Below are 25,398 nucleotides of genomic sequence, written 5' to 3' on the forward strand. Positions count from 1 at the left end.
CCTATGAGGTTTTAGACCTGGGTGATTCGGTTTGCTTGGAGGAGCAACCCTTCTTCTTCTATCTGGCGTATCATCAGGCTTATTTGGCTTCGGTCCAGGTTTAATTGCTTTAATTGTCAACATCGCATTTTGTTATAAAATTATTCTTAAACAAGTTACTCTATTTAACTATTTACAGTCTCGTTTTTCATAGGTTGTTCTTAACAAACTTTTCAACATTGAACTTTTAAACAGTTGCCTCCTCAATAATAGCAACCTCATCTTCCGTTAGGTTGTAGAGTTGATAGACTAGCTGGTCTATTTGGGCTTCGAGGGCGGTGGTGTCTGCTTTTACATCTGTTTGTTTAAGAGCGAAAATGTTTTCCACTAAATCAACAATTTTAGATTCTATTTCTTCATCTACAATTTTAATGGGAAGCATTCTGCACTGACCAATTTTCGCTTTCGGAAAAACTCCATCCCTTTCTGAAAATTTGTTCACGAAATAGAAACCCATAAGTTTTGAATTTAATATCCCGACCAAATATTTACAATTGTATTCAGGGTTTGGTATGAATACGTGCGCTGTATTTTTGACAGTATAATCTTCTTTTGTGTAACTAACAAGTAAACCACTTTTACTAGGTATTTCACGAATAATAAATCTTTCGCCTTCGAAATATTTTGAATCGCGAGCTGCCCCAAGATGTTTACCGTATTTTAGGTAATTACCTTTCCAATTTATAGAATATTTTTCCACATCTGAACCAGTTACATGTTTTCTAAAGTCTTCACTCAGCTTTTCCTTAGAATTGAAAACTTTCTCCTTCCGGTCGGAAATTGTTTGAGGCGGTGTACCCTTTCCTGTTTCGTATTCTTTTATTCCACTGGAAGAATCGGTAATTTCATTTAAGAGAACAGTTTCTGTCTCAATCTTTGACAATAATTCTTTGTTAACAGAACTTGTAAGAAAATCGAAATAATAATTTTCATTGTTTTCAAAAGTAGACTGCTTGAATTTTTCAAAGAAAACAAAATCAGTTTTATTGATTTCAAAAGCATTTAATGAGCTATCATTTTTTTTCGGTAATTGACAAGTAATTACCACTGTATCAACAGTTGCGTCTGGAAATACCCCAATAGGAGTGTTTATTATATTGTTCACAGAACTTTCATCTAAAATGAATTTTCTAATCTTCGAATTATTTAGATTATTAGAGATTGAATTTGGTATTATAAATCCAAAATTGCCTTTCTTATGAAGGACTTGAAAAGCCTTTTCTATGAATAATATGAATAGATCGGATTGATATTCTGCAACAGAATAATTATTTAGCATATAATTCTTTTCATGAACATCTTTAATGTCTCTGAAATTAACATAAGGCGGATTCCCAATAACCACATCAAAGCCCACAAAATCCCCACTATCATCCAGCACCTCGGGAAACTCAAAGCGCCATTCAAAGGCATCTTCGTAAATCTTGTTGTTTTTTATTTCTTCTATTTCGGTTTCCAGCTTGGTGGTGGCTTCCGCCAGTTGCTTTAGCTTTTTGTTCCAAACGGCTTTTTCCTTTTGGGTCATCGCAAACATTTGAGTTTGGTTGGTCATGCCAAAGAGTTCGCCCTTTAGTTTGGTCAACCGTTTCACCTTTGGGTCGTTGCTGGAAATTTCACTTCTAAAATCGCTCTTTATGGCGTCTATCAGCTTTTCCATGGCGTGCTTCTGCTCCTTGTTTTGGGCGTTGCGGTAGGTATCTACCGCCACACGGTAGCTGTCTATGGTCCATTTGCTGCTTTTTAGGGCTTTTGTTAGGTCTGCATCAAGCGCAAACCTGCTAATGAGGGAGTTGCCGCACTTTATGTTTATGTCTATGTTTGGGAGGGTTTCTAGTTCGGTTTCGTTTTTATAATAGGCGTTTTTAAGCAGCTCTATCCAAAGCCGCAGGCGGCAGATTTTTACTGAGTTTGGGTTTATGTCTACCCCAAACAGGCAGTTTTCAATAATGGTCTGCTTTTCGTGAAAGAGGGTTTGCTGTATGCGCTGGCTTTCTGAAACAACGGGCACTTCGGCTCCGCTCAGTGACCGTTTTGAAGGATTGTATTCAAAGAGTTCGCCGTCTTCGTCGGTTACTATCAATTCGTCATTTACTACTTCAAACTGATATTCCTTTAAACGCTTGCCGTCGCGGTCCTGCAATATTTTTAGGTCGTTCTTGATGGCAATCATTTCATTTAAGGCAGAAACTAGGAAATGCCCGGAGCCCACTGCGGGATCACATATTTTTAGGCTGTTTACAATTTGGTTGGCTTCTGCCCTATCTTCTGTTCCTATTTTATCATACAGCGCATCAATATCTTTACAATCCCAGCCTTTGGTTTCGTTAAACTTTTGCACCACCGCCTTGCGGATGGTTTCGCGGCACATATACATTGTGATAAAGCCGGGGGTAAAGAAAGAGCCGTCTTTATAGCCGTTTATCTTTTCAAAGATAAGCCCGAGTACCGAGGCGTTGATGAGGGTTTTGTTGTCTTCCTGTATTTCTTCTTTGCCCTCGCTGCTAAAGTCGTAAGCGTTTAGGAATTCAAACAGATATTCCAAAGTGCTTAAACTGCCCGTGCGTTTTTTACCGTTATCGGTCTTTAGCACGGTGGCTTGATAGATAGGCAGGGGTTTATCGTCGCGCAGGTTGCTTATAAACAGCGTGCCGTGCTCAATGCCCGTAGGTTCAAAGAGCGAACTGTTTAGGTAGGGCACTTTTGCGAAAGTGTCCTTTACATCCTCATTGCGCTGCTCGTGTTTGCGGGCCAGCACTTGGAAGAAGAGGCTGTTGAGGTCGTCATAGTTTTTTATCTTGTCTATGCTTAGGAACTCGTAACTCTTATCGCTTTTATGATATGTGAGTAGCTGCGCCTCCAACAGTTTTAGGAAAAGAATACGGTTTATCCAAGTAATGGCTAACTCTAAGCCTACGTTGAAAAGACGTTCCTCTTGGGTAGCGCCAAAGTGGAGTGGATTATCCAAACGGTTTATTTTATCTAAACTATCTAATTGAATGATAGCGTTTTCCAAAAAACTGCCTGTATTGCGTTCTCCTGCTTTGTTGCGTTCTATCAGTTTTTTGCTGCCTTCCTTTGTTTCGGAAAGGCCTATTATGTGGAGCAGTTCCCCATAAAAGCGTTTGTCCAGACTATTGCTGTCATTGGCGAAAGGAAGTTTCAGCAAATGCTCTGGCGAAAGGAGCTTAAAAAGGGCAATGAGTTTGTTATCGTCTTTTGGGTTATCGTTGCGCAGTGGATTTTCGTACTCGCGGATGTCAAAGAAGGTGAATTCAATTTCCTGTGTTATTGTATTGATAAAAGGCTCGGCTATTTCTTTGTAGAAGAAATCGGTATTCTTTCCTGCCAGCCTGCCGCCCTCAAAGTCATTGAACTGTTTTACCAGTGCTTTGTTTTGGGCGAAGAGTTTTTCGAAGCTGTTGGCGTCAAAAATGAACCATTCGTTAATGTTGGTAACCACCAGCTGTTTTACCTCCAGGTTTTTATGGGTAATGCGCTCCCGCAAATAATAAAGCACCAATTCCTGAAATGCTTTTACGTTAAGCTTTGCCGCAGTAACCATCTCGGTCCTATTGGTAGGTTTTTTGGCTTCAATAATTACGCCTACGGTGCTTTTTGCCTTGTTGCCGTTGTGGATAACCAGATCGTTCCGCCCTTTGGTGTTTATAAAATGGTTGGGTTCGTAATAGGTTCTTTTTAGGAAATCTGAAACCAGGTTTTTATGAAACTCCTCGCTCTCGGTATCGTTGGTTCGGTCCAGCAGTTCAATCAAGTTTGCCTTGAAAGCTTCAATCTCTGTGCGGTTAGGTTTTATTTTTAGAAAAGCTTTGTTTATTGCCTTTCGTGGTTTTAGGGGTTTTGGCAGCATTGCATTTGGTAATTGGTGTTGATGGGGGAAATTAGTGATTTTTTGGGGGATTGCACTTGAAATAATAAGGCAAAAAGCAGAAATTATATGTTCGAGTTTGAACTAGCAAGGGATTAGCGGGGGTTATATTGCAAATGCTTTGTTTAATTGGGTACGCTTTGGAAAGGCACGGCAGCGGACTATTGATTTTTGTCTGTAAGTAGCACTTTGTCTATTCTGGCGCCGTCCATATCTACTATTTCAATTTCAAAATTGAGCCATAAAAGGGTGTCGCCTGTAGCTGGTATTCGGCTTAATTGATTCAGTATTAAACCGCTTATGGTATTAAATGGATAATCTTCTGCCAAATCGTCTAAGTCTATTTTTCTTAAAAACTCTGTAAGTGGGTATTGTGCGTCTATAAGCCAACTGCCGTCTTCGCGATGAATAAAATCAAACTCGCTGCTGTAAAAATCAGACACATCGCCCACCAAGGCTTCCAATAAATCGTTCATTGTTACTATACCTTGCATTTGGCCAAACTCATCTATAACAATAGCTTGATGTGTGTTTCCGGTTTTGAATAATTTCAACGCTTCATAAGCAGATAAGTTTTCTGAAAAGTATTGCGGCTGCCTTAAGTGATCTGTAATTTTAAATTTAGGTTTATTAATGTGTTTGAAAAGGTCTTTGAGTAAAATTATACCCTCAACACCACTTTCCTTATTCAGCACTGGGTAAACAGAGTGCATTTCACTATTTACGGTGCTGTTGATAGTTTTTACGTTAAAGGTTGTTCTTAAAAAAATAGTGTCGAACCTATGTGTCATTAGCGACGCTACTTTACGGTCGCCCATGCTGATAACCCGCTCCATAATGTCCTGCTCTATTTCGTGAATGGCGCCTCCTTCCATCCCTTCCTGAATAATTGCTTTTATTTCTTCTTCAGTTACTCTGCCTTCTAAAGTGGGCTTGATTTGAAACAGTTTAATAATTGCGTCTGAAGTAAAAGTGAGCAACCAGATGAAAGGCGCAGCGATTACAGAAATGTAATACATTGGGAATGACAATAGTTTTGAAATCTTTTCGGGCATTGTCAGCCCTATTCGTTTGGGAACAAGTTCGCCCAGCACCAATGAAAAGAAGGTAAGTGTTACCACAATAATTGTTACTGCAATGGTCTCGCTGTATTGCCTAAGCAGTCCAAAGTTGTTTAGGTAGTTAACTAAATCATCTTCAATTTTTTCGCCGCTATAAATACCCGTAAGTATCCCTATAAGCGTAATGCCAATTTGAACGGTGGAAAGAAATTTTCCTGGGTTTTGAGAAAGTTCAAGAGCCTTTTTTGCGGTTTTATCACCTCTTTTAGCTGCGGTTTCCAGGCGTGATTTACGCGATGAAACCATAGCAATTTCTGACATGGCAAAAATTCCATTCATCAATATCAATAGAAATATAATCAGTATTGCCATGGCGTAAAGTTAATGATTATGTTGTTCTATAAATATGTTAATTTATTGTTGTGTTTTTTGATTTCAGTGGCGAAAAGCTCTGCGCCGGCGGGGGTTATTATTGTTCTACCAATTTCCTTTTTCATATAGGTCTAAAAATGAAGCTGCCGACAGGTTTAAAAAGTCGACTAAAAAGTGAGCCAGTATAATCCATCTCAAACTAGCTGTTTTCTTATAGACGAGTCCCCAAACTATTCCCATAATGAATGTAGAAATTATTACGGTTAAACCGCTATTTAAATCTGAATTCACTCCGAAGACAGCGTGACTAAAAGCAAATACTAAACTTGTGAATAGTATTGCGGTCCAATTTGACCAGTTTTTTGTGTAATTAAGAAGTAATCCGCGCCAATAAAATTCTTCAATCCATGGATTGAATAGCGCTAACAAAATCCAAGGTAACCAAACTTGCCAAATTTGTAATGTTTCGTAATGCATTAGAAACAATGGAAGTGGAAGTAATCCAACGATTAAAGCCAAGATGTTCCAACCGAATGAACCTTTGGGTTTTTGTAAAAATTTCTTTCTTGTTTCCTTATCAGTATATTTAAAAATAAAGAATATAAAAAGACACCATTGAATCAAAATGATTGGTATAAAAGCCCATTTTCCGATAATGTTTCCGAATAGAAAGGCGATTCCAAAGCTGATTGCAATAATCAAAAATGGTGATGCGAGAACAATTTCCTTTTTTGTTATTTTCATACGGGATTGGTTTTATTAAATGTATGGCAAGAAGCGGATTTGCTTAGTACCTATTGCGGCTATCTTACAAATATGCGACATTATTTATTTAATAATCTTTTCAAAATTTTAAAACATATTAAATCCCAATAAGATATAATCTTCCGTAATTTTTTTTTCAGACTTTAAAAGGCCATAGGATGGAATAGAAACTAATCGTTTGGGAATTATTTCAGCTATTTCAGAAACCATACCTCCCTTTCACCCTTATGATACGTTAATCTCATTTATGAATTTTATCTACCTACTAAATCTTTTTTCCCTCTCGCACATCATAGAGTATATTTTCTGATTCTGGCAATTCATCCATATTTTAAATTATGCCATTTGCATTAGGATAGCTTGAAATATAGTAATATCTTATTCAACAGATTTTTTTCTGAAAAACGCACTAATTCGCTCTTTTTGAGAATTCTGTATAATTAAATTTGGATTATTACCTAAAAAACTTCGGTAGGGTAATCTCACCGAAAAGTATTGCAATATAAGATTGGAAATTAATAGATACCATCTCTCCCATTCCTAGAAATAACAGAAAAAATGGACCATCATTGGACATTATTCTTAAAAAATATATCGTTTGAAAACAATAATTTTATCTGTAAAGTGTAACAAGCTAATCTCCATAAAAACCATGGTGAATGTTCTCCTATTTACGCTTTTGAGCAATATGGTAGGAATAGGCGTTTACACTGCAAAAGCTCAAGACTCAACCAGCACCAATGTTCCTTCAAAAGATAGTACCATAGTAGAGGCTAATATTAATACAAGTTCAATTCAGGGGTATGAAGAGAACTATTATGTAGTTCAGCATAGAAATCAATTTTTTGATCGCTCGGAAATAAATGTGAACAGAGAAACTCCCCAAGCTTCTCTTGAAAATTTTATTTTGAGCGCAAGAAATGCTGATTATCTCAAGGCTGCCCATTCCTTCAATTTAAATTTAATTTCTGATGATGTTTCTAATGAACAAATAGAGCAATTAGCCCAAAAACTCTACATTATCATCAATAAAAATGTCACTATTGATTGGGACAAATTGTCTGAGAGACCTGATGGGCAGAGCGATGAAATATTCACTAATAATAAAGCGGTTTCCAGAGAACCACGAAAGAGTATCGCTTTTGGGAAATTAAGTCTCAATGAAAGAGATGTAACCCTGAGACTCCAACGGATAAAATACAAATCTGAGCCACCATATTGGGTGATATCGGCCAATACAGTAGAACATATTGACGCGCTTTATACAGCCTACGGACCGACTAAAATAGTTCAACTCATCCCAGATGGTTGGGGATTGAAAGGTGAATTTTTAAAAATCCCTATTTGGAAAATTATTGGATTATTTATTTCAGTGGGCATAGCCTATGGCTTAGGCTGGCTCACGATGTTTCTTTTAAAACGCATATTTGGTAGGTCAAAGTGGGAATGGATATCTTCTTTCTCGTCGCGCCTAGCGCTACCTGCTGGTTATTTCGTTGGGATGTTTGCGCTATATTTGCTTTTAAACAACTTAATAGTATTTAGCGGCGATTTAGCAAATTGGTTTTATACAATGCTTTTGATTGCAACAGTAGTTTGTGGTACTTGGTTTATTATGCGTATTTTAAATGCCTTTATCTTTTATGTGGCAGAAAATAAAACAGATGATATCTATGCTGAAGAAAACTTGAAAAGTCGTCAAGTCCTAACCCAACTATCGGTAGCTAGAAGGGTAGTGTCATTCATAATTTTTTTGATAGGGGCTGGCATCATTCTTTCTCAATTTGAAAGTTTCAAAAACTTGGGGACATCACTCTTTGCCTCTGCCGGAGTTGCTACCATAATTATTGGTATTGCTGCCCAAGGTACTTTGGGTAATATTATTGCTGGAATTCAAATAGCAATTACCAAACCAGCCCAGATTGGCGATCTGGTACTATTCGATGGACAATGGGGCCATGTGGAAGACATTGGCTTTGTATATATGATCGTTAAAACTTGGGATGAAAGGAGAATAGTTACACCGCTTAAGAGTGTTATTTCAAATTCATTCGAAAATTGGTCCATGCGGGGCTCAAAGCAAATTCGTTCTATTGATATTTACACCGATTATAGAATTAATATCCAAAAAGTTCGGGAAAAATATGAAGAACTCCTTAGAGAATCCCCAGCTTGGGATAAACAAGTTTCACCATCCGTTCAAGTTGTAGAATCTACTGAAAAAGCTATTAAGATTAGAGCCTTGTGCAGTGCCAGTGATCCTTTTACTGCCTGGGATTTACAGTGCGAGTTAAGGGAAAAACTTATAGATTACATCTGTGAATTAGAAGAAGGCTTGGGATTGTCAAAAACCAGAATTGCTTTGGAGTCCACTGATAAAGAAGATTTATAGAAGAAATTTCACTTAAATAACGGGATTGTATATTGTTAGTGACGGATTTCGAAGCAATTAACTTTCGGTTTAGCACTTGGTTTGATTAAAGCTAAAATGTTTTATTCCAGTACAAAACCGCCATTAACCATCCATAGAAGTAAAAATTTCGTCATTTCAATTCCATTCTTTTATTGGATTAGAAGATAGTCATATATAAGACAATTCTAATGTCACCCATTACGGATAATTGTCAGGCTCTTTTCGCAGGATACGCTAGTATGCGCTGGCTTTTTCAGCTATATTTTTAAATCAAGGTCAATAAATATCCTACTATTGCTCCTCCTAATACTATAAATGCACTATTCAACTTTTTAAAAACAAAGACCAAAATCAAACTTGCAACCGCAATTAAAATTGTACGCCAATCTGTAAGTGTATCCTTTGCCATTTCCACGCAAACTGCAATTATCAATGCAACTGCCGCAACATTTACTGCGTCCAAAATCGCTCCGATAATCTTTGACTTCCGCATTTTAGGTATTAACGGGTTTAATATTAAAACAAATAAAAACGACGGAAGGAAAATTCCAACAGTTGCTACAATTGCACCCGTTATTCCGTTCATTTGCCAACCTATAAAAGTTGCGGTAGACAAAACGGGTCCAGGCGTTATTTGTCCAATAGCAACTGCGTCAATTAACGCTTGTCTTGTTAGCCATCCGTTTGCGACTAATTCTGTGTCGAGAAATGCAAACAAAACATAACCGCTTCCATAAAGTATTGCTCCAACTTTTAAGAAAATCAAGAATATTTTGAAAACATCAATTTTTGAAGGATCGGCAAGTTGAAAAAGTAAAAGTGGAATAAAAATCTTTAAATTACCCGTATTCTTTTTGAAGAAATACAGTGCCAAACCAAGTAAACCACAGCCAAAAAGAGCGATTATTTCGTTTACTCCGAGTAAGCAGACTACTAAAGTTATGATGCCTAAAATCGCGAGTTCTATGTTTTTTACCGCCTTTTTTCCAAGTCGGAACGCCGCCATTATGATTATTGCAATAACTGCTGGTTTAATTCCGTAAATGAAAGGCTCAACTTTTGGTAACTGTCCATATTCTAGATAAAGCCAAGCAAAAACGGAAGTGATAACAACTGCCGGAAAAATAAAACAAAACCCTGCCACAAACAGCCCTTTCCAACCTGCACGTTCGTGTCCGCAATGCATTGTCATTTCAGTCGAATTCGGACCCGGAATTAAATTGGTTGCACCCACTAGGTCCAGAAAGTGTTCTTGTGTCATCCACTTTCTTTTTTTTACCACTTCGTCTTCCATCATTGCGATGTGAGCAGCTGGTCCACCAAAAGCAATACTTCCGAGTTTAAAAAACAATTTTGCTATTTCTATCAGTTCTTTATTGTTTGACATATTTATTCGGTTATAATAACTGTCATGCTTAAAAGCTGAACAAGGTTCAAAATATAAAATATTTTACTTTGTTATGTTACATTAATAATAAATAAAATGCCCACTACAAAAATATATGCAGAGGGCATTTGCTTTGGAACAAAGAAAAGTGTTACTAATTCAAATCTATTGTACCGTCACGTTAAAGGTTGCTGCAATATCTGTTTCTCCCCCAGCATCGCCAAGACCCGTATTTGGTTTTGTAGGTTCGTGACGCAGCGTAAACGTTAATGTTCCTGAACTTGCTGCACCTGCTGTAAGCGTGAATTGTGTTCCCAATGGGTTTCCATCAGTATCAAAATTGCTATAGGCAGTAGTTACGTCCAATCCGCCACCGAGCGTATAGAAAAATTGGTGCTCCCCTGCTTCTTCCTCCACTTCTACGGTAATATTTTCAGGTGGGTTCACGGTTTCGTTAAGCAGTACAATGGCGCCATTGTAAGTAACTCCAGTTGCCAAGTTTCCTGAAACGGTAACAACGGGTGCGTTGGGACCATCGCCGTCCAAATCGCGGGTCTGTAAAATAATGGCCGTTCCGCCGCCATTGGGGGCAAGGGTTACCGTGAAAGTAGTAATTACTTCTTCTTCGTTTACTTCCACGGGGGTATCATCATCACTTGAGCACGATACAAATAATAGTGTTGCAAAAATTGCAGTTGCTAAAAATTTTACTTTTTTCATTTGTTTTTGTTTTAAATAATTAATAATTGAGTTTAAGGTTTAATAAAAAGTTTCTGCCCAAATCGTCTGCATAATAGCGCAAGCGGTTTAGGTAATTTCTGTAAGAGGTGTTTAATACATTGGTAATTCCAAAACCTACCGTAAGTGTTGATGTTTGGGTGGTTTTAAAATCGATGCTCGTATTAAAGTTGAACAAGTTGTATGCATCGGGCGGTGTACTTAAGTCCACAGTTTCCATAGTTTCAGTCTCTGGAATAAACACTTCAAAATTGTTATCGGGATATTCGTTCTGGTGGAATACATACTCATTCTGCAATGCCAAGCGTAGATTTTTGAACGCTGGATTTTGATAGACAATTTCGTTTTTGGTATTTGCGGGCGGTATATTTATCAAGGGTTCATCGCGAGAACGGTCGTACCCTTTTACCAATGAGAACTGGTGGTTGAAACGGAAATTTTCAGCAAAGGCATAAGAGGCTTCAAAATCCACTCCCAACAGTTGCGCATCGGTCTGTCTGTACTCCCATACTTGAAAATTACCTCTTACTGTTTGCTGGATTTCTGTGGGTTCAATAACGATAAAATCATTAATGGTGTTTATAAAGGGATTTACTGAAAAGCTGAACTTTTCATTTTCACGCTGAAGGGTCAATGATACTTTATGTCCCACTTCTGAATTGAAACGCAAATCTCCCAACTCAATACGGGAAGCGGAATGGTGTAAGCCCTCGCTAAAAAGTTCGGAAGGATTGGGTGCACGGGATGCTATTGAATAATTGAAAAACAGTTTATACTCTACGTTGAATTTGTATGTAGCTCCCAATGTTGCCGAAGGGTTATAAAAATTGAGTTGGGGATTGGTCAAAATTTGATTGTCCAATTCTTCTACTACTAATTCAGGGAATAGTTCGTCATAATTTCGGGATTCCCAAAAAGAGGTTCGATAGAATTTAAAAACGTCCATATACGTATAATCAAATCGTCCACCTGCTTCCATAAGCAGATTGTCATTCAAGCGGTAATCTGCTATGGCATATATTCCCAAATCGTATTTATCATAATCTGGTATCAATCTGCGCACTCCGGTATTTGGGTCTGCAAAGTTGTTTTGATATCGGGCCATTATACCAGTTTTTAGGTTTATTGCATCGGTTAAGTGAGAATCCAAATCCAGCATCAGTGTATGGGTAACCAGTTGTAAATCCAACGATGCCTTATCCCTATCTGCACCACGCCTGATATCAAATTCCAAGCGGTTGTTGTGTTGAAAATCATATTGTAGGCTCAATTTTCCGAAGCTATCAAACTTTTTGAAGCCTTTTATTCGGGCTAAATGGTGCGTTACATCTTGCTTTGGTTCGTTTATTTGATATGTAAAATCATTGATGACTAAAGGTCTATTGCTATTTATGGCTCTAATTTGGTCCTGTGCACCTCCCAAGTGTGATGCCCTTAAAATGCCGATTTCATTTTTAAAGAGTGAATAATAAGCCTCTACGCCATAATTGAACCGATTAATGCCCACGAGCAAAGAAGCGTTTCGTTCAAAAATCCCAGTATTGCTCAACACATAATCCGGTGCTTCAAAATCGCCAAAACGTTTCAATGTTCCTTGCAGGGTTGAATACCATCCGCTTTGATAACTCTTTGTAAATTGGGAAGTCATTGAAGAACCGCGCCCATTTGATGCTGCCGTATACAACGTCTTTCCGTAGAGGCTATCTTTTACAGGCACTTTTGAAGCTTCTGCTACAATCACTCCTCCCACTGCATCGCCACTATATTGCAATGCACCTGCTCCTTTTATTAGGGTAAGGTTGCCTACGGAATTGACATCAACGTTTGGTGCGTGCTCTGCTCCCCATTCTTGGTCTTCCATCCGAACGCCATTATTTATAATGACAACACGACTGCTGTGAAGGCCATTAATCAATGGTTTTACAACGGTATTTCCAGTATTGAGTGAAGAAACTCCGCTCAAACTGTTGAGAGCGTCGCCGAGCGTACCACTGCTAAAGCGTTCCAATTCTTCTTTTGAGATGGTGTTTTCAAATATTGTTTTGGACTTGTTACTATAGGCTTTTCCCTCAACGGTAATTTGGTTAAGTTCTTCCAAATGGTGTTCCAGTTTAAAAACTTTGCTGGTATTGCCTTTAATTTGAACAGTGAAACCTTTGGTCAAGCAGTTTGGGTGCGATACCTGTATGGAATAAGTGTCATTACAAAGATTTGAAATTGTATATTTCCCATCCATGTCTGTCTGCACAGCTTTCTCAGTACCTGCAACAATAAGGGTTGCGCCTACAAGTAAAGACCCATCGTGAAGGTCTGTTACAGTACCGGAAAGTGTGTTGTCACAATTTTGTGATATAGATGGAATACTGCTCAATAGCAGCATCAATAGTGCATACTTGCGCATAAAAATTCTTAATTAACATAAAAAATAATTGTTAGTTTATTAAGAAAAAATAGGCGGTGCGCGTAGCTGTGTATTGGTTATTTTAAAGGAATGGAACTGTAAGGAAGCAAAGTTTGCTTTAATCTTTACAGGAATTTTAGGTAGTAATAAATTAGGGTATTCGGCTATATCGTAGTTGAAAGATGCCAAGTGAAAATGACAAATATGGCAATCAGGTACATCTTGATGAATGTGTGTGCTAACTTCGGTGCAAGCAATATGTTCGTGCCCCTCAAAAATATGAAAAAACTGAATGGCAGTGGGCAACATTAAAGCTACAAAGAGCAATAATGCGGCTATATTTTTGCCAAGCTGTTTTTTAAAATCCATTGTTTTCTGTTATATCGAAAACGCAAAAATATAGAATTATTGCGGAATTATTTTAATAATTACATAGGAATAAACGTGGGTTAAATTCTTAATGCCTAATTGCCAATTAAATTTACACCCAAAAAAGGTGAAATTACTATCTCCATACAAGTATCTCAGCACAAAAAAATGGTATCCCTTATTATTAGGGATGCGGGAAAAGGAATTTAGCGAGAACATCTTCCACTTATTTTTGATAGATATTTTATGACCTTTTATATTGAAAATAATATTGGCAAAGGTGTCCCGTCCAGAAATACGGCTACAGGCTAAAATTGATTTTACGCTGTTAATTTTTTACCCATATTCGGTGTTTTGAAGTCTAAAGAGAATTCATCTTTAAGGATACCATTTACACATTCTGCCATTGCATTTCATTATCAGTGGTTCTCCTCGATTATACCGATACCTATCTTTTTTCTTTTGAATATTTGAGTGTAGAGACTGCTGAAATACTGTATTCCTCTGCCAGAATGGTATATGAGTCCTTTAATGTTATTAGTTTGATAATTTGCCCTATTAAGAGCTCTTACGTATCCATTAAGTTCCGTGCTATCACTTAAGACATTACTGACTTTTTTCTTGGAATACATATCTGTTATGAGCGCTAGGTAGCAAACCCTTTTGAGGTCCTGACATAGGTAATATCTGATTAGACTTACCTATTAACGTTGACCGTTTTTGCTCTTCGCCGCCGCCAAATTTAAAGTGTCTACTCTTGAGGTTGGCAAGATCAAAGCAGCCCGTGTTCCGAAGCAAATTTATAATGCGAGATGGCATTCCCTTCTATGTTCAATTTTTTAAATATATTGCGACGGTGGGTTTGTACCGTAAAGCTGGAAAGAAAAAGTAGGTCTGCTATTTCTTTAGAGTTATGGCCTTTGCAGACCATCTGTATTACTTCGGCTTCTCGTTTGGTGAGATTGTATTTCTTTAAAAACTGATCTAAAAAGGTAAATTCGTTTAGGTCTTCTTCGGTTTTTTTTGAAAAGTCTGGAAAAACTTTTTTGCCATCCATCACTTCCAAAATAATAGCTGCTAAGCTATCGAGATTGTCCGATTTCAAAATATAACCGTTTGCCCCTGCCATCTCGCACTGCGCTGCCAGTTCTTTTGAAAAATAGGAAGTAAGAACCAAAACCTGCAGTTTAAGCCCCATGAACTTTATAGCTTCCAATACTTGTAACCCATCTTTGCCCGGCATATTCAAATCTAACAGCAATACATCTACGTCTGGTAAGACGGTGGACTGCATTAGAGAGTTACCGTCCTTATGGGTTTCCAGGACGCTGAAGCGTTTATTCTTTTCCAGTATCTCGGTAATTCCCGTAATAATAAGTGGGTGATCGTCTGCTATTATTACCTTTATTTTAGCTTTGGGAGAATTGGGGCCTTCGTGGGTTAACATGTATTGTTTTTCTATTTATAGCTTAGGTAGTTTGCTTTTATACGGTTTTCTTTTTATGTTTTTTTTTCTCAATGGGAAGTTCTGCCAGAATGAAAGTGCCTTTGTTAGCATCGCCATTTATTTCTATGGTTCCATTCAGGTATTCCACATTGCTTTTTAGTATTTTTAAGCCAATGCCCTCCTGCCCTGCATCAGTATTCATTCCCCTTCCATTGTCCTCTATATAAATAGTTACGGAATCTTCCAATTCTACTATCTGCACTACTACGTGGCTTGCCTGTGCGTGCTTAATAATATTGTTCATCGCTTCTTGTAAGATTCGATAAACTGTTAGGCAAAAATCTTCACCCCAACTACTTGTATCATCAAGTCCTTCCAATATTTCTTCTACTTTTAGTTTTTGTGAAGTGTTTACCGCATTGACCAAATCGTGAATGGCTGCTTTTAATCCATATTTTTCAAGGGCTACCGGCATAAGCGTATGGCTAATGTTGCGAACACTATCACTGATGTCCACTAAAATCTTTTGTGTGGTATCCAGCTTTTTTTCAGCATTGCTTTCAGTTTTGAAAACGTCGCCCTGCAATTGCTTTAAGTTTAATATAGCTATGGAAAGCATGGAACCAGCTTCGTCATGAAGTTTGTGTGCTATTTTCTTGCGTTCCTCTTGTTCTGCACTCTTTAGGGATTTGGAAAGGTTTAAACGGTGTTCTTGATCCAAGTTTACAATTTGGGCTTGGTGGCGCTCCTTCAATTGCTTTCGGCGTAGCCATAGCGACAGGGATAGCAATAAAAGTATAAGCGCAACGCCCCCACCTATTATCAAAAACTGCTGCCTAGCAAGTTCCTGTTTTTCCTTTTGAAGCGCCATTTGCATATCGCGCTTTTCCATTTCATAGGCAGTCTCTGTTTTCAGGGCGTTTACCTTTTCATTTTCAGTGAAAAGAGTTCTTTCCAAATCAAGCTCTTGGGTTTGATAATAGAGCGCTTTTTCAAAATTTCCTTCTTGGGTATATAACTCTTTTAGGTAGCCGTAAAGTTCCTTCAAATTTCTATTGGAACGACTCTTACCCTTATATATGGGTTCGGCGGCCAAGAGATATTCCTCTGCTTCTTTCCACTTTTTTTGTTCCATGGCTGATTTCCCCAGCACTGAAAGTGAGCTTGCTGCAGCCAGCTCTGCTCCTATTTGTTTCCGAAGTTCATAGGCTTTCTGTAAACGCTTGTCTGCTTCAGTATAATTTTTAGTGATTACAAGAAAATTTCCATAATTATGGTTTGCAAAGGCAATTCCGCCCGTATCTGAAGCCATTTCAAAATAGCGAATGCCTTGAGTGTAAAGCGTGTCTACTCCATCATATCGCTCCTTGGCAATGTAAACCGTGGCCAGATTAACAAGGCTCAAGCCCAGCGATTTATGGTTAGCGGCCTGTTTGCTCAAGGCAATACTTTTTTTGTAATAGGTAATAGCCTTGTCAAACTCATCACCGTTTCGGAAAGCAATTCCCAGGTTGTTGTAAACGCGCAAGAGTCCTGTGGTGTCCTTCATCTTTTCACAAATTCTGATAACCTTAAAATGAAATTCAACGGCCTCATCAAATTTTGAAAGGCGGGAAAGGGTAATTGCGTAATTAGTATAAAGAAGTGCGAGCTGTTTATCATCATTTATTTCCGCTGCAAACTCCATTGCTTTTTCTATAAGTGACAGGCTTTTTAAGTAGTTTCCCTGCGAACCTGCTATAATATTATATCTGCTATACAATTCTGCTAAGCGGGCTGCGTCCTGATTTCGGGAATTCTCTTCCAGCTCTATGGCTTGTTTTATGAGTTCTTCGGCTTTGTTGAAGTTTCCAAAGTTTATAAACTCCCTTCCCAGATTCCCGATAGCTACTGCCCTGCCTTTTTTGTATGAAATTTTTTCGGCCAACTGTATTGCGAGGGAATCATAGTGAGCGGCCTGCTTGGGTTCTCCATATATAAAGTGAAGGTTGCCATAGGCAATGTAACTGTCCGTTTCCCCTTCATTATACTTCTTTTCAGTAAAAAATGATAGCGCAGACTCAAGGTCATCAAAACCTTTTTCACGTTCGTTCTTGCCGAACAAAACCCCACGTTTTAATTGTAGTTGGGCTTTTTCTGAAGGGATCGTTTCTTTCGCTATCAGCCGTGAAAGACTATCAATTTTATTCTGCCCCACGCTAACAGTTAGCACGAAACACGCAATTGGTAGGGTTAGTTTTTTTAGAAGTTTAGCGAAAAAATTGGAACTGTTAATTAAGGAGCTGGTTTGGATAAATAGCACAGTTAGTTGAAGGTTTTTAAATAAATTATTGAGGAATCATAACTATTTTAAGAACATAAATATATAGAAATCATTAAACTAACCAAAGCCTATGGAAGAATAGAAAATCGCACGCTTTAAAAAGAGAACCTACTCCTCTCTTTTTAAGGTAAATAGCCATTATTAAAAAGATGAAATTTATTTGAATATATAATTTTAGGAAGTGCCAGTGTTTAGTTTCCCTGAAGTGTTCAACTATTTTAAAAAAAATGCGACCCTTTAGGAATCGCATTTTAATTAATAATTTTACTAATTACTAATTACTAATTACTAATCGCTAAGCGAAGCCATATCAATCACAAAACGATATTTTACGTCGGCTTTTACCACACGCTCATAGGCTTCATTGATGTTTTTAATATCTATAAGTTCAATATCTGAAATAATATTATGTTTGCCACAGAAATCTAGCATTTCCTGGGTTTCTTTAATTCCTCCAATCAAAGACCCAGCTATTCGTTTGCGGCCCATAATGATACTTCCACCATTGAATGGCTTAAGAGGTTCTACAGCGCCTACCAATACCATTGTGGCATCTATTTTCAAAAGAGCAATGTAAGGATCCATTTCGTGCCCTACGGGGATTGTATTTAAGATAAAGTCAAAGCTACCTTGATGTTTCGCCATTTCGTCATCGTCTTTGCTGATAAGCACTTCGTGGGCTCCCAACTTTTTAGCATCTTCAGCTTTTGAAGGCGAAGTAGTAATCATAACTACCTGCGCGCCCAAAGCATGCGCAAACTTTACGCCCATGTGGCCCAAGCCTCCAAGACCAATTACGCCTACCTTGTCACCTTTTTTTACTTTCCAATGCGTAAGTGGCGACCAAGTGGTAATGCCCGCACACAATAACGGTGCAGCGCCTGCTTCGTCTAAATTTTCAGGAATGCGAAGGATAAACTCTTTGTTCACCACTACACTCCTAGAATAGCCACCGTAGGTTTGTTGCCCTTTTAAGTGTTTGTCTTCACTGTTATAGGTAAAAGTTGCGCCTTTTTCACAGAACTGTTCCAAATCATTTTTACATTGTGCACATTCCTGGCAGGAATCTACCATACAGCCTACCCCCACTAAATCTCCCTCTTTATGATCTTTCACGTTTTTTCCAACCGCGGTAACGCGACCAATTATTTCATGTCCGGGAACCACTGGATAAGTAGAACCTCCCCACTCGTTGCGCGCAGTATGTATATCGCTATGGCAAACGCCACAATAGGAGATGTCTATTTTTACATCGTCTTCACCCACCTCCCGACGCTTTATGTCCATTGGTTTTAGATTGTCATTTTCGTTTTGTACGCCGTATGCTTTTGTATTTGTAGTCATTAAATTTATTGTTTTTTTATTGAATAAATGTGCAGGAAAGAAATCTAATTGAAAGTTTTTTTGAATTTCATAAAGATATTATAGCAAGTTTCCAAATCGGGTTAAGGCTTTGTTAATAAATTTTGATTCATTCTATGTTTAATACTAAAAAAATCATAAAAAACATTTTTGCGCTCTAGATATTGTAAATAAAGTATTAATTTAACTTCACTAACATTTAAATAACAAAACTATGGGTAACATTTTATGGATTATTGTAGTCTTACTGGTAATAGGTTGGCTACTCGGATTTTTAGTATTTCCTGCCATTGGCGGAATCATTCACATCTTACTGGTAATAGCAGTGATTATGATAGTTTATCAATTACTGACCGGAAGAAAAGTTTAATACTTAACCTTCTTATTTTTAAAAAAGGCTTCTAGATTAATTTTTGGAAGTCTTTTTTATTGTAACCTCCTACTTCATTAGATATTATTTCACTTAAACTGTATAGTTATTTTAGGACGGGTCAAGGAGGGGCCATTTAAATAGATACTCCATAGATAAGCCATAGATAAGTCATTAGAATGTAAGAAAACACTTCTATTTTCCTACAAAATAAAAATCCCATAAAACTTCACGCAAATTTAATCCTTATCGCGATTTTTCATCTTTCCAGAAAACCTAGGAATAGTAAGGGTAGTCTTAGTAGTGTTTATAAAATAAACCCCTGTAAGTAAAACCGCAGCTGCAATTATAGACTGAAGGGTTATTTGCTCATCCAAAATATACCAACCTAGAATAAGTGCTATGATTGGATTTACGTAAGTAGAAGTAGCAACCTTGTCTGGCGAAACGGTTTTAAGTAAATAATTAAAAGAGGTAAAGGCTACAATGCTTCCAAAAACAATAAGCAATATCATACTAAGTTGTACAGGTTGTCCCCACTCACTGGGCGCTACCCATTTTTCCCCAAAAAGCAAACTGGCAAGGGCAAGTGTTATTCCGGCGGTAAACATTTGGTAGCCGGTGTTTACGAAGAAATTCTTTGGCAGATCTGCCTTGCCCACAAAAAGGCTACCGTACGCCCAACTTAGCATACAGGCAAAGATCATTACCATTCCCAGCACAGTGCCCTCTTTGGTAATTAGCTGTTTCTGGGCAACGAGAAGAAAAATACCCACAATTCCAAAACCAACGCCCACCAACGACATAGGTTTTATGCGTTTGCCCTGCAAAAGCCACATCAGCAATAAAACTACCAAGGGCTGCGCGGAAATTTCCAAAGCAGCAAAACCGCTGTCAACATATTTTAGCGCCCATACAATCAAGCCATTGCCAAAGGAAAGAAAGAGAATGCCTACTATGAAAGCATTTTTAAACTGTTTTCGAGTAATGGCGAGACTTTTACCCATTGCTTTGGAAATGATAAATATGAGTAAACCTGCTGTTGTAAACCGAATGGATGCCAAAAAGAATGGCGGCAATTCCGAAACCGCAACTTTATTAAGCATATAGGTAGATCCCCAAATAACGTAAATGGAAAAAAATGCAAGGATTATCAGTAAAGGGTTTTTTGTTTCTGGTTTCAAGTTTCTGTTGGTTAATAAAAGTTTAAAATTAGAAGTTCAAGGTTAGTAGCTTTGCAAATTTCAATTTTTGAATCTTGAACCTTAAATTAAAAAATTATTTTCCTTTTTTTCTCTTGTTGTAATTCTTGTCCCCCCGCGTTTTGGGCTTCTTGTATTTCTGCTTAATAATACGCTTGTAGGAACCTCCTTGGTTTTCCTTTTGGTTTTTTTCTTTCTTCTCATGGAAAGCCGGGCCAACTTCATCTACATTATTGGGGTTGTTTATCTCTACAATTTGCGGTTGTTCGTCGTAAGTGAGTTGTTTTGAGATTTCAACTTCTTTTGGAAAATCAAGTTCTTCAATCTTTAAATTCATCAATTTTTCGATGGCAGCTTTAGCATCTTCCTCTTTAGCAGTATAGAGCAAAATAGCGGTTCCCTCCTGCTCTGCCCGTCCAGTTCTACCTATGCGGTGCATATAGTTTTCAGGGAAGTTCGGAACGTCAAAATTGATAACGTGGCTTATCTTATCTAAATCCAGACCACGCGCCATAACATCCGTAGTGACAAGAATGCGGGTTTTTTCAGCATTAAAATCTTCTATGGAACGAATTCTGTAATTCTGGGTTTTATTTGAATGGATAACGGCTACTTCACTTCCGAAGAATTCATCCAATATATCAAAAAGCATATCGGCACTTTTTTTATTCGGAACAAAAATGAGCACTTTTGTAAAATCGCTCTCATTCTGAAGCAAATGTTTCAGTAGATTAGCTTTGGTATAAAAATTAGGAACAGCATACGCAAATTGCGAAATATTTTCCAAAGGCGTACCGCTAACCGCGACAGATACCGTAGTTGGCACAATAAAGAAATCGTGGATAAACACATTCACATCTTCGGTCATAGTTGCCGAAAACATAATATTCTGGCGTTTATTAGGAAGCAGTTCCAATATATTGGTAAGCTGAAAACGGAAACCAAGATCGAGCATTACATCTACTTCATCAATAACCACTTTTTTAATGGCCTTTAGCTGAAGCGCGCGGCTCACAACCAAATCGTACAAACGTCCCGGCGTTGCTACAATAATATCGGCACCTTCGGCAACAGCTTCTTTTTGGCGATTTATATTCGTACCTCCAAAAACACCTATTACGCGAATGGAAGAATATTTTCCAAACTTTTCTATCTCTTCTACAACCTGCAAAACCAATTCTCGAGTGGGAACCATCACCAAAACCCGCGGATTAATTTCTTTTGAAAATTTGAGATCCTGCAGAATGGGAAGCATATAGGCAAAAGTTTTACCCGTTCCCGTTTGCGCAATTCCAATCATATCTGTGCCCGACATAATTACCGAAAACGACTGTGCCTGAATGGGCGTGGGCTTTTCGAAACCCAGATCGGCAATGGCATACTGCAGTTGATTGGAAATATTAAGCTCGTTGAATGATTCCATTGGTGATTGTTTGGTACAAATATAGTGTTTTGTTAATTCAGGATTCAGGATTCGTGAATTTGGAAACCTGCAGCGTAGAACTTGAAACCTTCAACTAATCCTGCGGTGGATGCCCGTGAATTTCTTCAAAGACGGTATCAAAATTATCCCGAAGATAACTTCGCAGTTTTAGGCGGTAGTCGTCTCTCAACCAACTTAAAAAGTTATGTGTGCTTTTGCTAATGCACTGCGAGTACCTCTCAATACGGTGGTCAATATCGTCACCCAGCATTTTTGCCAAGCCCAAAGCGTCGTAAACATCTTCGCTGTTTTCTATACAAATATATGCGTGCTGCGCAATGGAACGTTCCAAAACTACCTTGGAGGATTCGCCTTTATACGTTGCCTCAATATAAGTTTCCTTGATGTTGAAATAAACCTCCTTGCTATTCGCAAACTCTGCGCGAAGCTCTTCTGGCATTTCATATCTAAAATGGCTCTCAAGCTCCTCATCGCTGCTAAGACGATCCATATAATAATCTGGCGATCTGAAAATTGCCTGCCAATCCAAAGGTGCTTCCCAAGGGCCAAAACGCTGGTAATTGTTCCCCAAATCGATCATGGAAAATTTGGACTTGTTGTTCAAAATACGCGAACCACGCCCAATCATCTGAAAATACAGCGTTAACGAACGCGTTGCCCTGTTTAGAATAATAGTGTCTATAGTTGGTTCATCAAAACCTGTGGTCAAAATACTTACGGAGGTCAATATAGCATCTGGAGTTTCCTTAAACCATCTTAAGATTTGCTTTCGCTGTTTCTTGGTTGCAGTATTATCTAAATGCATAATGGGCAAACCTTCCGCCTTCAAATGGTAATATACTTGAATGGACGTGTTTATCCCATTGTTGAAAATCAGGGTTTTCTTTCCTTTGGAATGGTTCAAATAAGCTTGATACAATTGATCAAGCATTCCCACTGCCGAATACAGATCATCTGAAGATTTTACTGTGTAATCGCCATTGGAGCCAATCTCCAGAGAGGTCAAGCCCATATTGTATTGAAAAACTTCAACCTCAGCCAAAAATTCATTTTCAATCAAAGATTCAATGCTTTCCCCAACAATCAGTTCCTGATAATTGTCCTTCATTGGAAGATTTCTGTTGGAACTTAAAGGTGTAGCGGTAACTCCGAGAATAAACGACTTTTCAAAAAATTTAAATAGTTTGGTGAAAGAATTATAATGGGCTTCGTCAATGATTACCAAACCGATGTCTGAAATATCCAATTTATTGTCGTTCAAACGGTTGTTCAAGGTTTCAACCATTGCCACGAAGCAACTGTATTTGGCTTGATCGGAAAGGTCTGCGGTGCTATTTACCACTTTATTCACTACGCCAAAACTGGTTAGCATTTCTGAAGTCTGCTTACAAAGTTCCACCCGGTGGGTCATTACCAGTACCTTTTTGTTGTGATTCTTTAAGTATTGGCGAACTATTTCAGAAAAGATTACTGTTTTTCCTCCACCCGTAGGTAATTGGTAGAGCAAATGATAATCTTCTGGCGCAGTTTCAAATTTGTCAAATATTCTGTCTATCGCTCCTTTCTGGTAGCTATATAGCTCTTTATCAGTCTTTTTCTCTTGAATTGCGTCTTGAATATCTGTCATAAAATCCCTATTTGTGCAGGATTGCAAAAATACGTCCTTTTGTAGCTTTTAAAAGAAGAATTGAGAATTTAATTTCGAAAGAATTTTATTAAGCTTTCGGAAATTTAGTTTTAAGATAAAGTTGCTCCACCTTTTCACGTGCCCAAGGAGTTTTCCGAAGAAAAGTTAGGCTAGATTTGATTGACGGATTGCTATTGAAAGAGTTGATTTTTATCTTTTCACCCAAAATATCCCAGCCGTAATAATCTACAAGAGATTCAAGTATATCTGCAAGTTTTAAACCGTGTAAAGGGTTATTCGGTTGTTCGCTATTCATAACTGCTTTTTTAAAGTCTTTTCTCTTTATTCTTTCATCTTTACTCTCTGAAAACTACCATTCAATAGGCCTATAATCCTTCAAAAACTTCCCACTCCAGTGTTTTCCAGTATTTATCCCATCAATCAATGGATCCATTACTCGGGCCGCTCCGTCAACAATATCCAATGGTGGTTGAAAATCGTGCAGCTCCATTTTGCGTTTTGCAAGTTCTGCTGGGTCCTCATCGGTTACCCAACCAGTATCTACAGCATTAATAAATATTCCTTCTTTTGCAAGACTTCCCGCCGCCGTATGGGTTAACATATTGAGTGCGGCTTTTGCCATATTGGTATGCGGATGGCGGTCTTCCTTAAAAAATCTATGGAATTTCCCTTCCATTGCCGAAACGTTTATAATGTGCTTTTTCCCAGTGTTTTTTTTCTTCATTATCTCTCCCAAACGGTTGCAAAGAACAAATGGAGCAATGGAGTTTACTAACTGAACCTCAATCATTTCGGTGGTTTCAATTTCACCAAGCCTTAAACGCCAACTATTTGTTTCTCTCAAATCTATTTGTTGTAAATCTGCATCCAGTTTTCCTTCGGGAAACACTTCTTTTGCGCTTAAGGAATTATCAAAACTATACGGAATCTGCGAAAGTTTTGCTGAAGCGCGAATACCAATTCCCGGCTCTGAACCGTGCCAAGTAACTGGCAAGTTTTTATTTGGGTTTTTACCGATATCTGCCGTAAGGGATTTTAGCTCTTGCAAGCAATTCATATGGTCGTGCAGTAAATCTTTTACAAACTGCGGATGCTCTTCAAAAGGCATTTCCTCTTTCGCCATTAAATGCTGGTAGAAACCTGCCGGCCTGCGAACGGTCTGGGCTGCGTTATTTATTAGAATATCTAGGTTTTCATATTTCTGTTCAATATAATTACAGAAAATTTCTACACTCGGAATATGGCGAAGGTCTAAACCGTGAATCTTTAAACGGTCCGCCCATTGATAAAAATCTTCCTCTTGCGCAAAGCGATAAGCAGAATCAGCCGGAAATCTAGTAGTGGCCACAACCGTTGCTCCGGCTCTAAGCAGCATTAAAGAAATATGATACCCAATCTTTAAACGGGAACCCGTCATAACTGCAACTTGCCCAGTTAGATCGGCGGTTTGAAAGCGTTTTGCATAATTGAAATCGCCACACTCCGTACACATAGTATCGTAAAAGTGATGCAATTTTGTATAAAGGATTTTGCAGACGTAACAGTTTCTTGGTGTTTCCAACTCCAACCCCTTCTTTAAAGATAAATCAGCAGCCTGTAATAATTTTGGAGCTACAAATACTACATTTTCGCGGGCGCTTCTAATACCTGTTTCTTTTCGTGCGGTTCTGTCTTTATTAGCCTGTTTGCGCTTCTCGGCCTTCTTTGCGTCTTTTTTTCTACGAGAAAACTCGTCACGGTTGGGGCGTGAAAACTTTCCGGAAGCTTTTATAAGCGCAGTGCGCTGTTCCTTTGGGATTTCGAATATCTTGTCTGTATTGCTGTTTAAATGCTCAAGAATAGCAATACACTTTGCTATTTCATCAGAACTGATTTCCGTTTCGGCCTCTATACCTGAAATGGTACTATCCATATTTTCCATTGCTTCCTTTGTGGAAGTTTCCTTTTCAGAAACCTGCTGCGACATAAATTAATTTTCGGCAAATATAGTCACAGTTTGAACTTGTAAAACATTTTATTGAAAATCATTGCTTTGGCATAAAACTAGTAAAAGGCTGCCAATCTGTAAATACTTCTTAAAATTAATGGGCATTGTATTAAATAAATATTAAAGTCATTTTGGAATAATCTAAAACAGCACTAAAAGCGTATCTTCACATAAACAAAAAAAT

The 25,398-nt window shown here is 38.1% G+C and carries 17 protein-coding genes; 2 read left to right on the forward strand and 15 right to left on the reverse strand.

Annotation, left to right across the window (positions count from 1 at the left end):
- Positions 1–226: 226 nt before the first annotated feature.
- The 3 genes from ESV24_RS08705 to ESV24_RS08715 form a co-directional block, all read right to left on the reverse strand.
- A complete protein-coding gene (locus tag ESV24_RS08705; protein ID WP_111815913.1) occupies positions 227–3,907 on the reverse strand; it encodes a DUF7149 domain-containing protein in 3,681 nt (1,226 codons plus the stop codon).
- Between the two features lie 179 nt (positions 3,908–4,086).
- Positions 4,087–5,358: a hemolysin family protein gene (locus tag ESV24_RS08710; RefSeq protein WP_111815912.1), complete on the reverse strand. Its 1,272-nt coding sequence runs from the start codon at positions 5,356–5,358 to the stop codon at positions 4,087–4,089.
- Positions 5,359–5,463: 105 nt separating this feature from the next.
- A complete protein-coding gene (locus ESV24_RS08715) occupies positions 5,464–6,102 on the reverse strand; it encodes a CPBP family intramembrane glutamic endopeptidase (protein ID WP_111815911.1) in 639 nt (212 codons plus the stop codon).
- 619 nt (positions 6,103–6,721) lie between these two features.
- Here ESV24_RS08715 and ESV24_RS08725 point away from each other — a divergent pair.
- Positions 6,722–8,515, forward strand: coding sequence for a mechanosensitive ion channel family protein (locus ESV24_RS08725; protein ID WP_235004019.1), 1,794 nt, complete (start codon positions 6,722–6,724; stop codon positions 8,513–8,515).
- 286 nt (positions 8,516–8,801) lie between these two features.
- Here the strand turns inward: ESV24_RS08725 and chrA are convergent, their stop codons facing one another.
- From chrA to ESV24_RS08760, 7 genes are all read right to left on the reverse strand, one after another.
- Positions 8,802–9,923, reverse strand: coding sequence for a chromate efflux transporter (gene chrA / locus ESV24_RS08730; RefSeq protein ID WP_111815910.1), 1,122 nt, complete (start codon positions 9,921–9,923; stop codon positions 8,802–8,804).
- 165 nt (positions 9,924–10,088) lie between these two features.
- Positions 10,089–10,643 carry a type 1 periplasmic binding fold superfamily protein gene (locus tag ESV24_RS08735; protein WP_111815909.1) on the reverse strand — a complete coding sequence of 185 codons (555 nt, stop codon included), beginning with the start codon at positions 10,641–10,643 and terminating at the stop codon, positions 10,089–10,091.
- Between the two features lie 19 nt (positions 10,644–10,662).
- Positions 10,663–13,062 carry a TonB-dependent receptor gene (locus ESV24_RS08740; protein ID WP_111815908.1) on the reverse strand — a complete coding sequence of 800 codons (2,400 nt, stop codon included), beginning with the start codon at positions 13,060–13,062 and terminating at the stop codon, positions 10,663–10,665.
- Between the two features lie 39 nt (positions 13,063–13,101).
- Entirely contained in the window at positions 13,102–13,431 is a 330-nt protein-coding gene (locus ESV24_RS08745; RefSeq protein ID WP_111815907.1) for a hypothetical protein, read from the reverse strand.
- 772 nt (positions 13,432–14,203) lie between these two features.
- A complete protein-coding gene (locus ESV24_RS08750) occupies positions 14,204–14,878 on the reverse strand; it encodes a response regulator transcription factor (RefSeq protein ID WP_111815905.1) in 675 nt (224 codons plus the stop codon).
- Positions 14,879–14,915: 37 nt separating this feature from the next.
- Entirely contained in the window at positions 14,916–17,090 is a 2,175-nt protein-coding gene (locus tag ESV24_RS08755) for a tetratricopeptide repeat-containing sensor histidine kinase (protein ID WP_160110600.1), read from the reverse strand.
- Between the two features lie 399 nt (positions 17,091–17,489).
- Positions 17,490–18,545, reverse strand: a complete 1,056-nt coding sequence (locus tag ESV24_RS08760; protein WP_111815903.1) for an NAD(P)-dependent alcohol dehydrogenase — start codon at positions 18,543–18,545, stop codon at positions 17,490–17,492.
- A gap of 232 nt (positions 18,546–18,777) precedes the next feature.
- On the opposite strand from ESV24_RS08760, the gene ESV24_RS08765 reads away from it, so the two are divergent.
- Positions 18,778–18,933, forward strand: coding sequence for a lmo0937 family membrane protein (locus ESV24_RS08765; RefSeq protein ID WP_111815902.1), 156 nt, complete (start codon positions 18,778–18,780; stop codon positions 18,931–18,933).
- A 239-nt stretch (positions 18,934–19,172) separates the two neighbouring features.
- Here ESV24_RS08765 and ESV24_RS08770 read toward each other — a convergent pair whose 3' ends face one another.
- From ESV24_RS08770 to ESV24_RS08790, 5 genes are all read right to left on the reverse strand, one after another.
- Entirely contained in the window at positions 19,173–20,117 is a 945-nt protein-coding gene (locus ESV24_RS08770; protein ID WP_111815901.1) for an EamA family transporter, read from the reverse strand.
- Positions 20,118–20,211: 94 nt separating this feature from the next.
- The gene (locus tag ESV24_RS08775; RefSeq protein WP_111815900.1) at positions 20,212–21,558 is read right to left on the reverse strand and encodes a DEAD/DEAH box helicase; all 1,347 of its coding nucleotides are present in this window, start codon (positions 21,556–21,558) and stop codon (positions 20,212–20,214) included.
- Between the two features lie 94 nt (positions 21,559–21,652).
- Positions 21,653–23,206, reverse strand: coding sequence for a DEAD/DEAH box helicase (locus ESV24_RS08780; protein ID WP_111815899.1), 1,554 nt, complete (start codon positions 23,204–23,206; stop codon positions 21,653–21,655).
- Between the two features lie 88 nt (positions 23,207–23,294).
- The gene (locus tag ESV24_RS08785; protein ID WP_111815898.1) at positions 23,295–23,522 is read right to left on the reverse strand and encodes a VF530 family protein; all 228 of its coding nucleotides are present in this window, start codon (positions 23,520–23,522) and stop codon (positions 23,295–23,297) included.
- Between the two features lie 54 nt (positions 23,523–23,576).
- Positions 23,577–25,139: an SDR family NAD(P)-dependent oxidoreductase gene (locus ESV24_RS08790; protein WP_111816097.1), complete on the reverse strand. Its 1,563-nt coding sequence runs from the start codon at positions 25,137–25,139 to the stop codon at positions 23,577–23,579.
- Positions 25,140–25,398: the final 259 nt, after the last annotated feature.

Source organism: Aequorivita lipolytica (assembly GCF_007997135.1).
Classification (GTDB): Bacteria; Bacteroidota; Bacteroidia; order Flavobacteriales; family Flavobacteriaceae; genus Aequorivita; species Aequorivita lipolytica.

What these genes read in the sequence shown, in the direction of transcription:
- ESV24_RS08765 (WP_111815902.1), top strand. Translation starts at nt 18,778, where the DNA reads ATGGGTAACATTTTATGGATTATTGTAGTCTTACTGGTAATAGGTTGG.
- ESV24_RS08790 (WP_111816097.1), bottom strand. Translation starts at nt 25,139, where the DNA reads ATGGATAGTACCATTTCAGGTATAGAGGCCGAAACGGAAATCAGTTCT.
- ESV24_RS08705 (WP_111815913.1), bottom strand. Translation starts at nt 3,907, where the DNA reads ATGCTGCCAAAACCCCTAAAACCACGAAAGGCAATAAACAAAGCTTTT.
- ESV24_RS08715 (WP_111815911.1), bottom strand. Translation starts at nt 6,102, where the DNA reads ATGAAAATAACAAAAAAGGAAATTGTTCTCGCATCACCATTTTTGATT.
- ESV24_RS08780 (WP_111815899.1), bottom strand. Translation starts at nt 23,206, where the DNA reads ATGACAGATATTCAAGACGCAATTCAAGAGAAAAAGACTGATAAAGAG.
- ESV24_RS08745 (WP_111815907.1), bottom strand. Translation starts at nt 13,431, where the DNA reads ATGGATTTTAAAAAACAGCTTGGCAAAAATATAGCCGCATTATTGCTC.
- ESV24_RS08775 (WP_111815900.1), bottom strand. Translation starts at nt 21,558, where the DNA reads ATGGAATCATTCAACGAGCTTAATATTTCCAATCAACTGCAGTATGCC.
- ESV24_RS08710 (WP_111815912.1), bottom strand. Translation starts at nt 5,358, where the DNA reads ATGGCAATACTGATTATATTTCTATTGATATTGATGAATGGAATTTTT.
- ESV24_RS08760 (WP_111815903.1), bottom strand. Translation starts at nt 18,545, where the DNA reads ATGACTACAAATACAAAAGCATACGGCGTACAAAACGAAAATGACAAT.
- ESV24_RS08750 (WP_111815905.1), bottom strand. Translation starts at nt 14,878, where the DNA reads ATGTTAACCCACGAAGGCCCCAATTCTCCCAAAGCTAAAATAAAGGTA.
- ESV24_RS08785 (WP_111815898.1), bottom strand. Translation starts at nt 23,522, where the DNA reads ATGAATAGCGAACAACCGAATAACCCTTTACACGGTTTAAAACTTGCA.
- ESV24_RS08735 (WP_111815909.1), bottom strand. Translation starts at nt 10,643, where the DNA reads ATGAAAAAAGTAAAATTTTTAGCAACTGCAATTTTTGCAACACTATTA.
- chrA (WP_111815910.1), bottom strand. Translation starts at nt 9,923, where the DNA reads ATGTCAAACAATAAAGAACTGATAGAAATAGCAAAATTGTTTTTTAAA.
- ESV24_RS08740 (WP_111815908.1), bottom strand. Translation starts at nt 13,062, where the DNA reads ATGCGCAAGTATGCACTATTGATGCTGCTATTGAGCAGTATTCCATCT.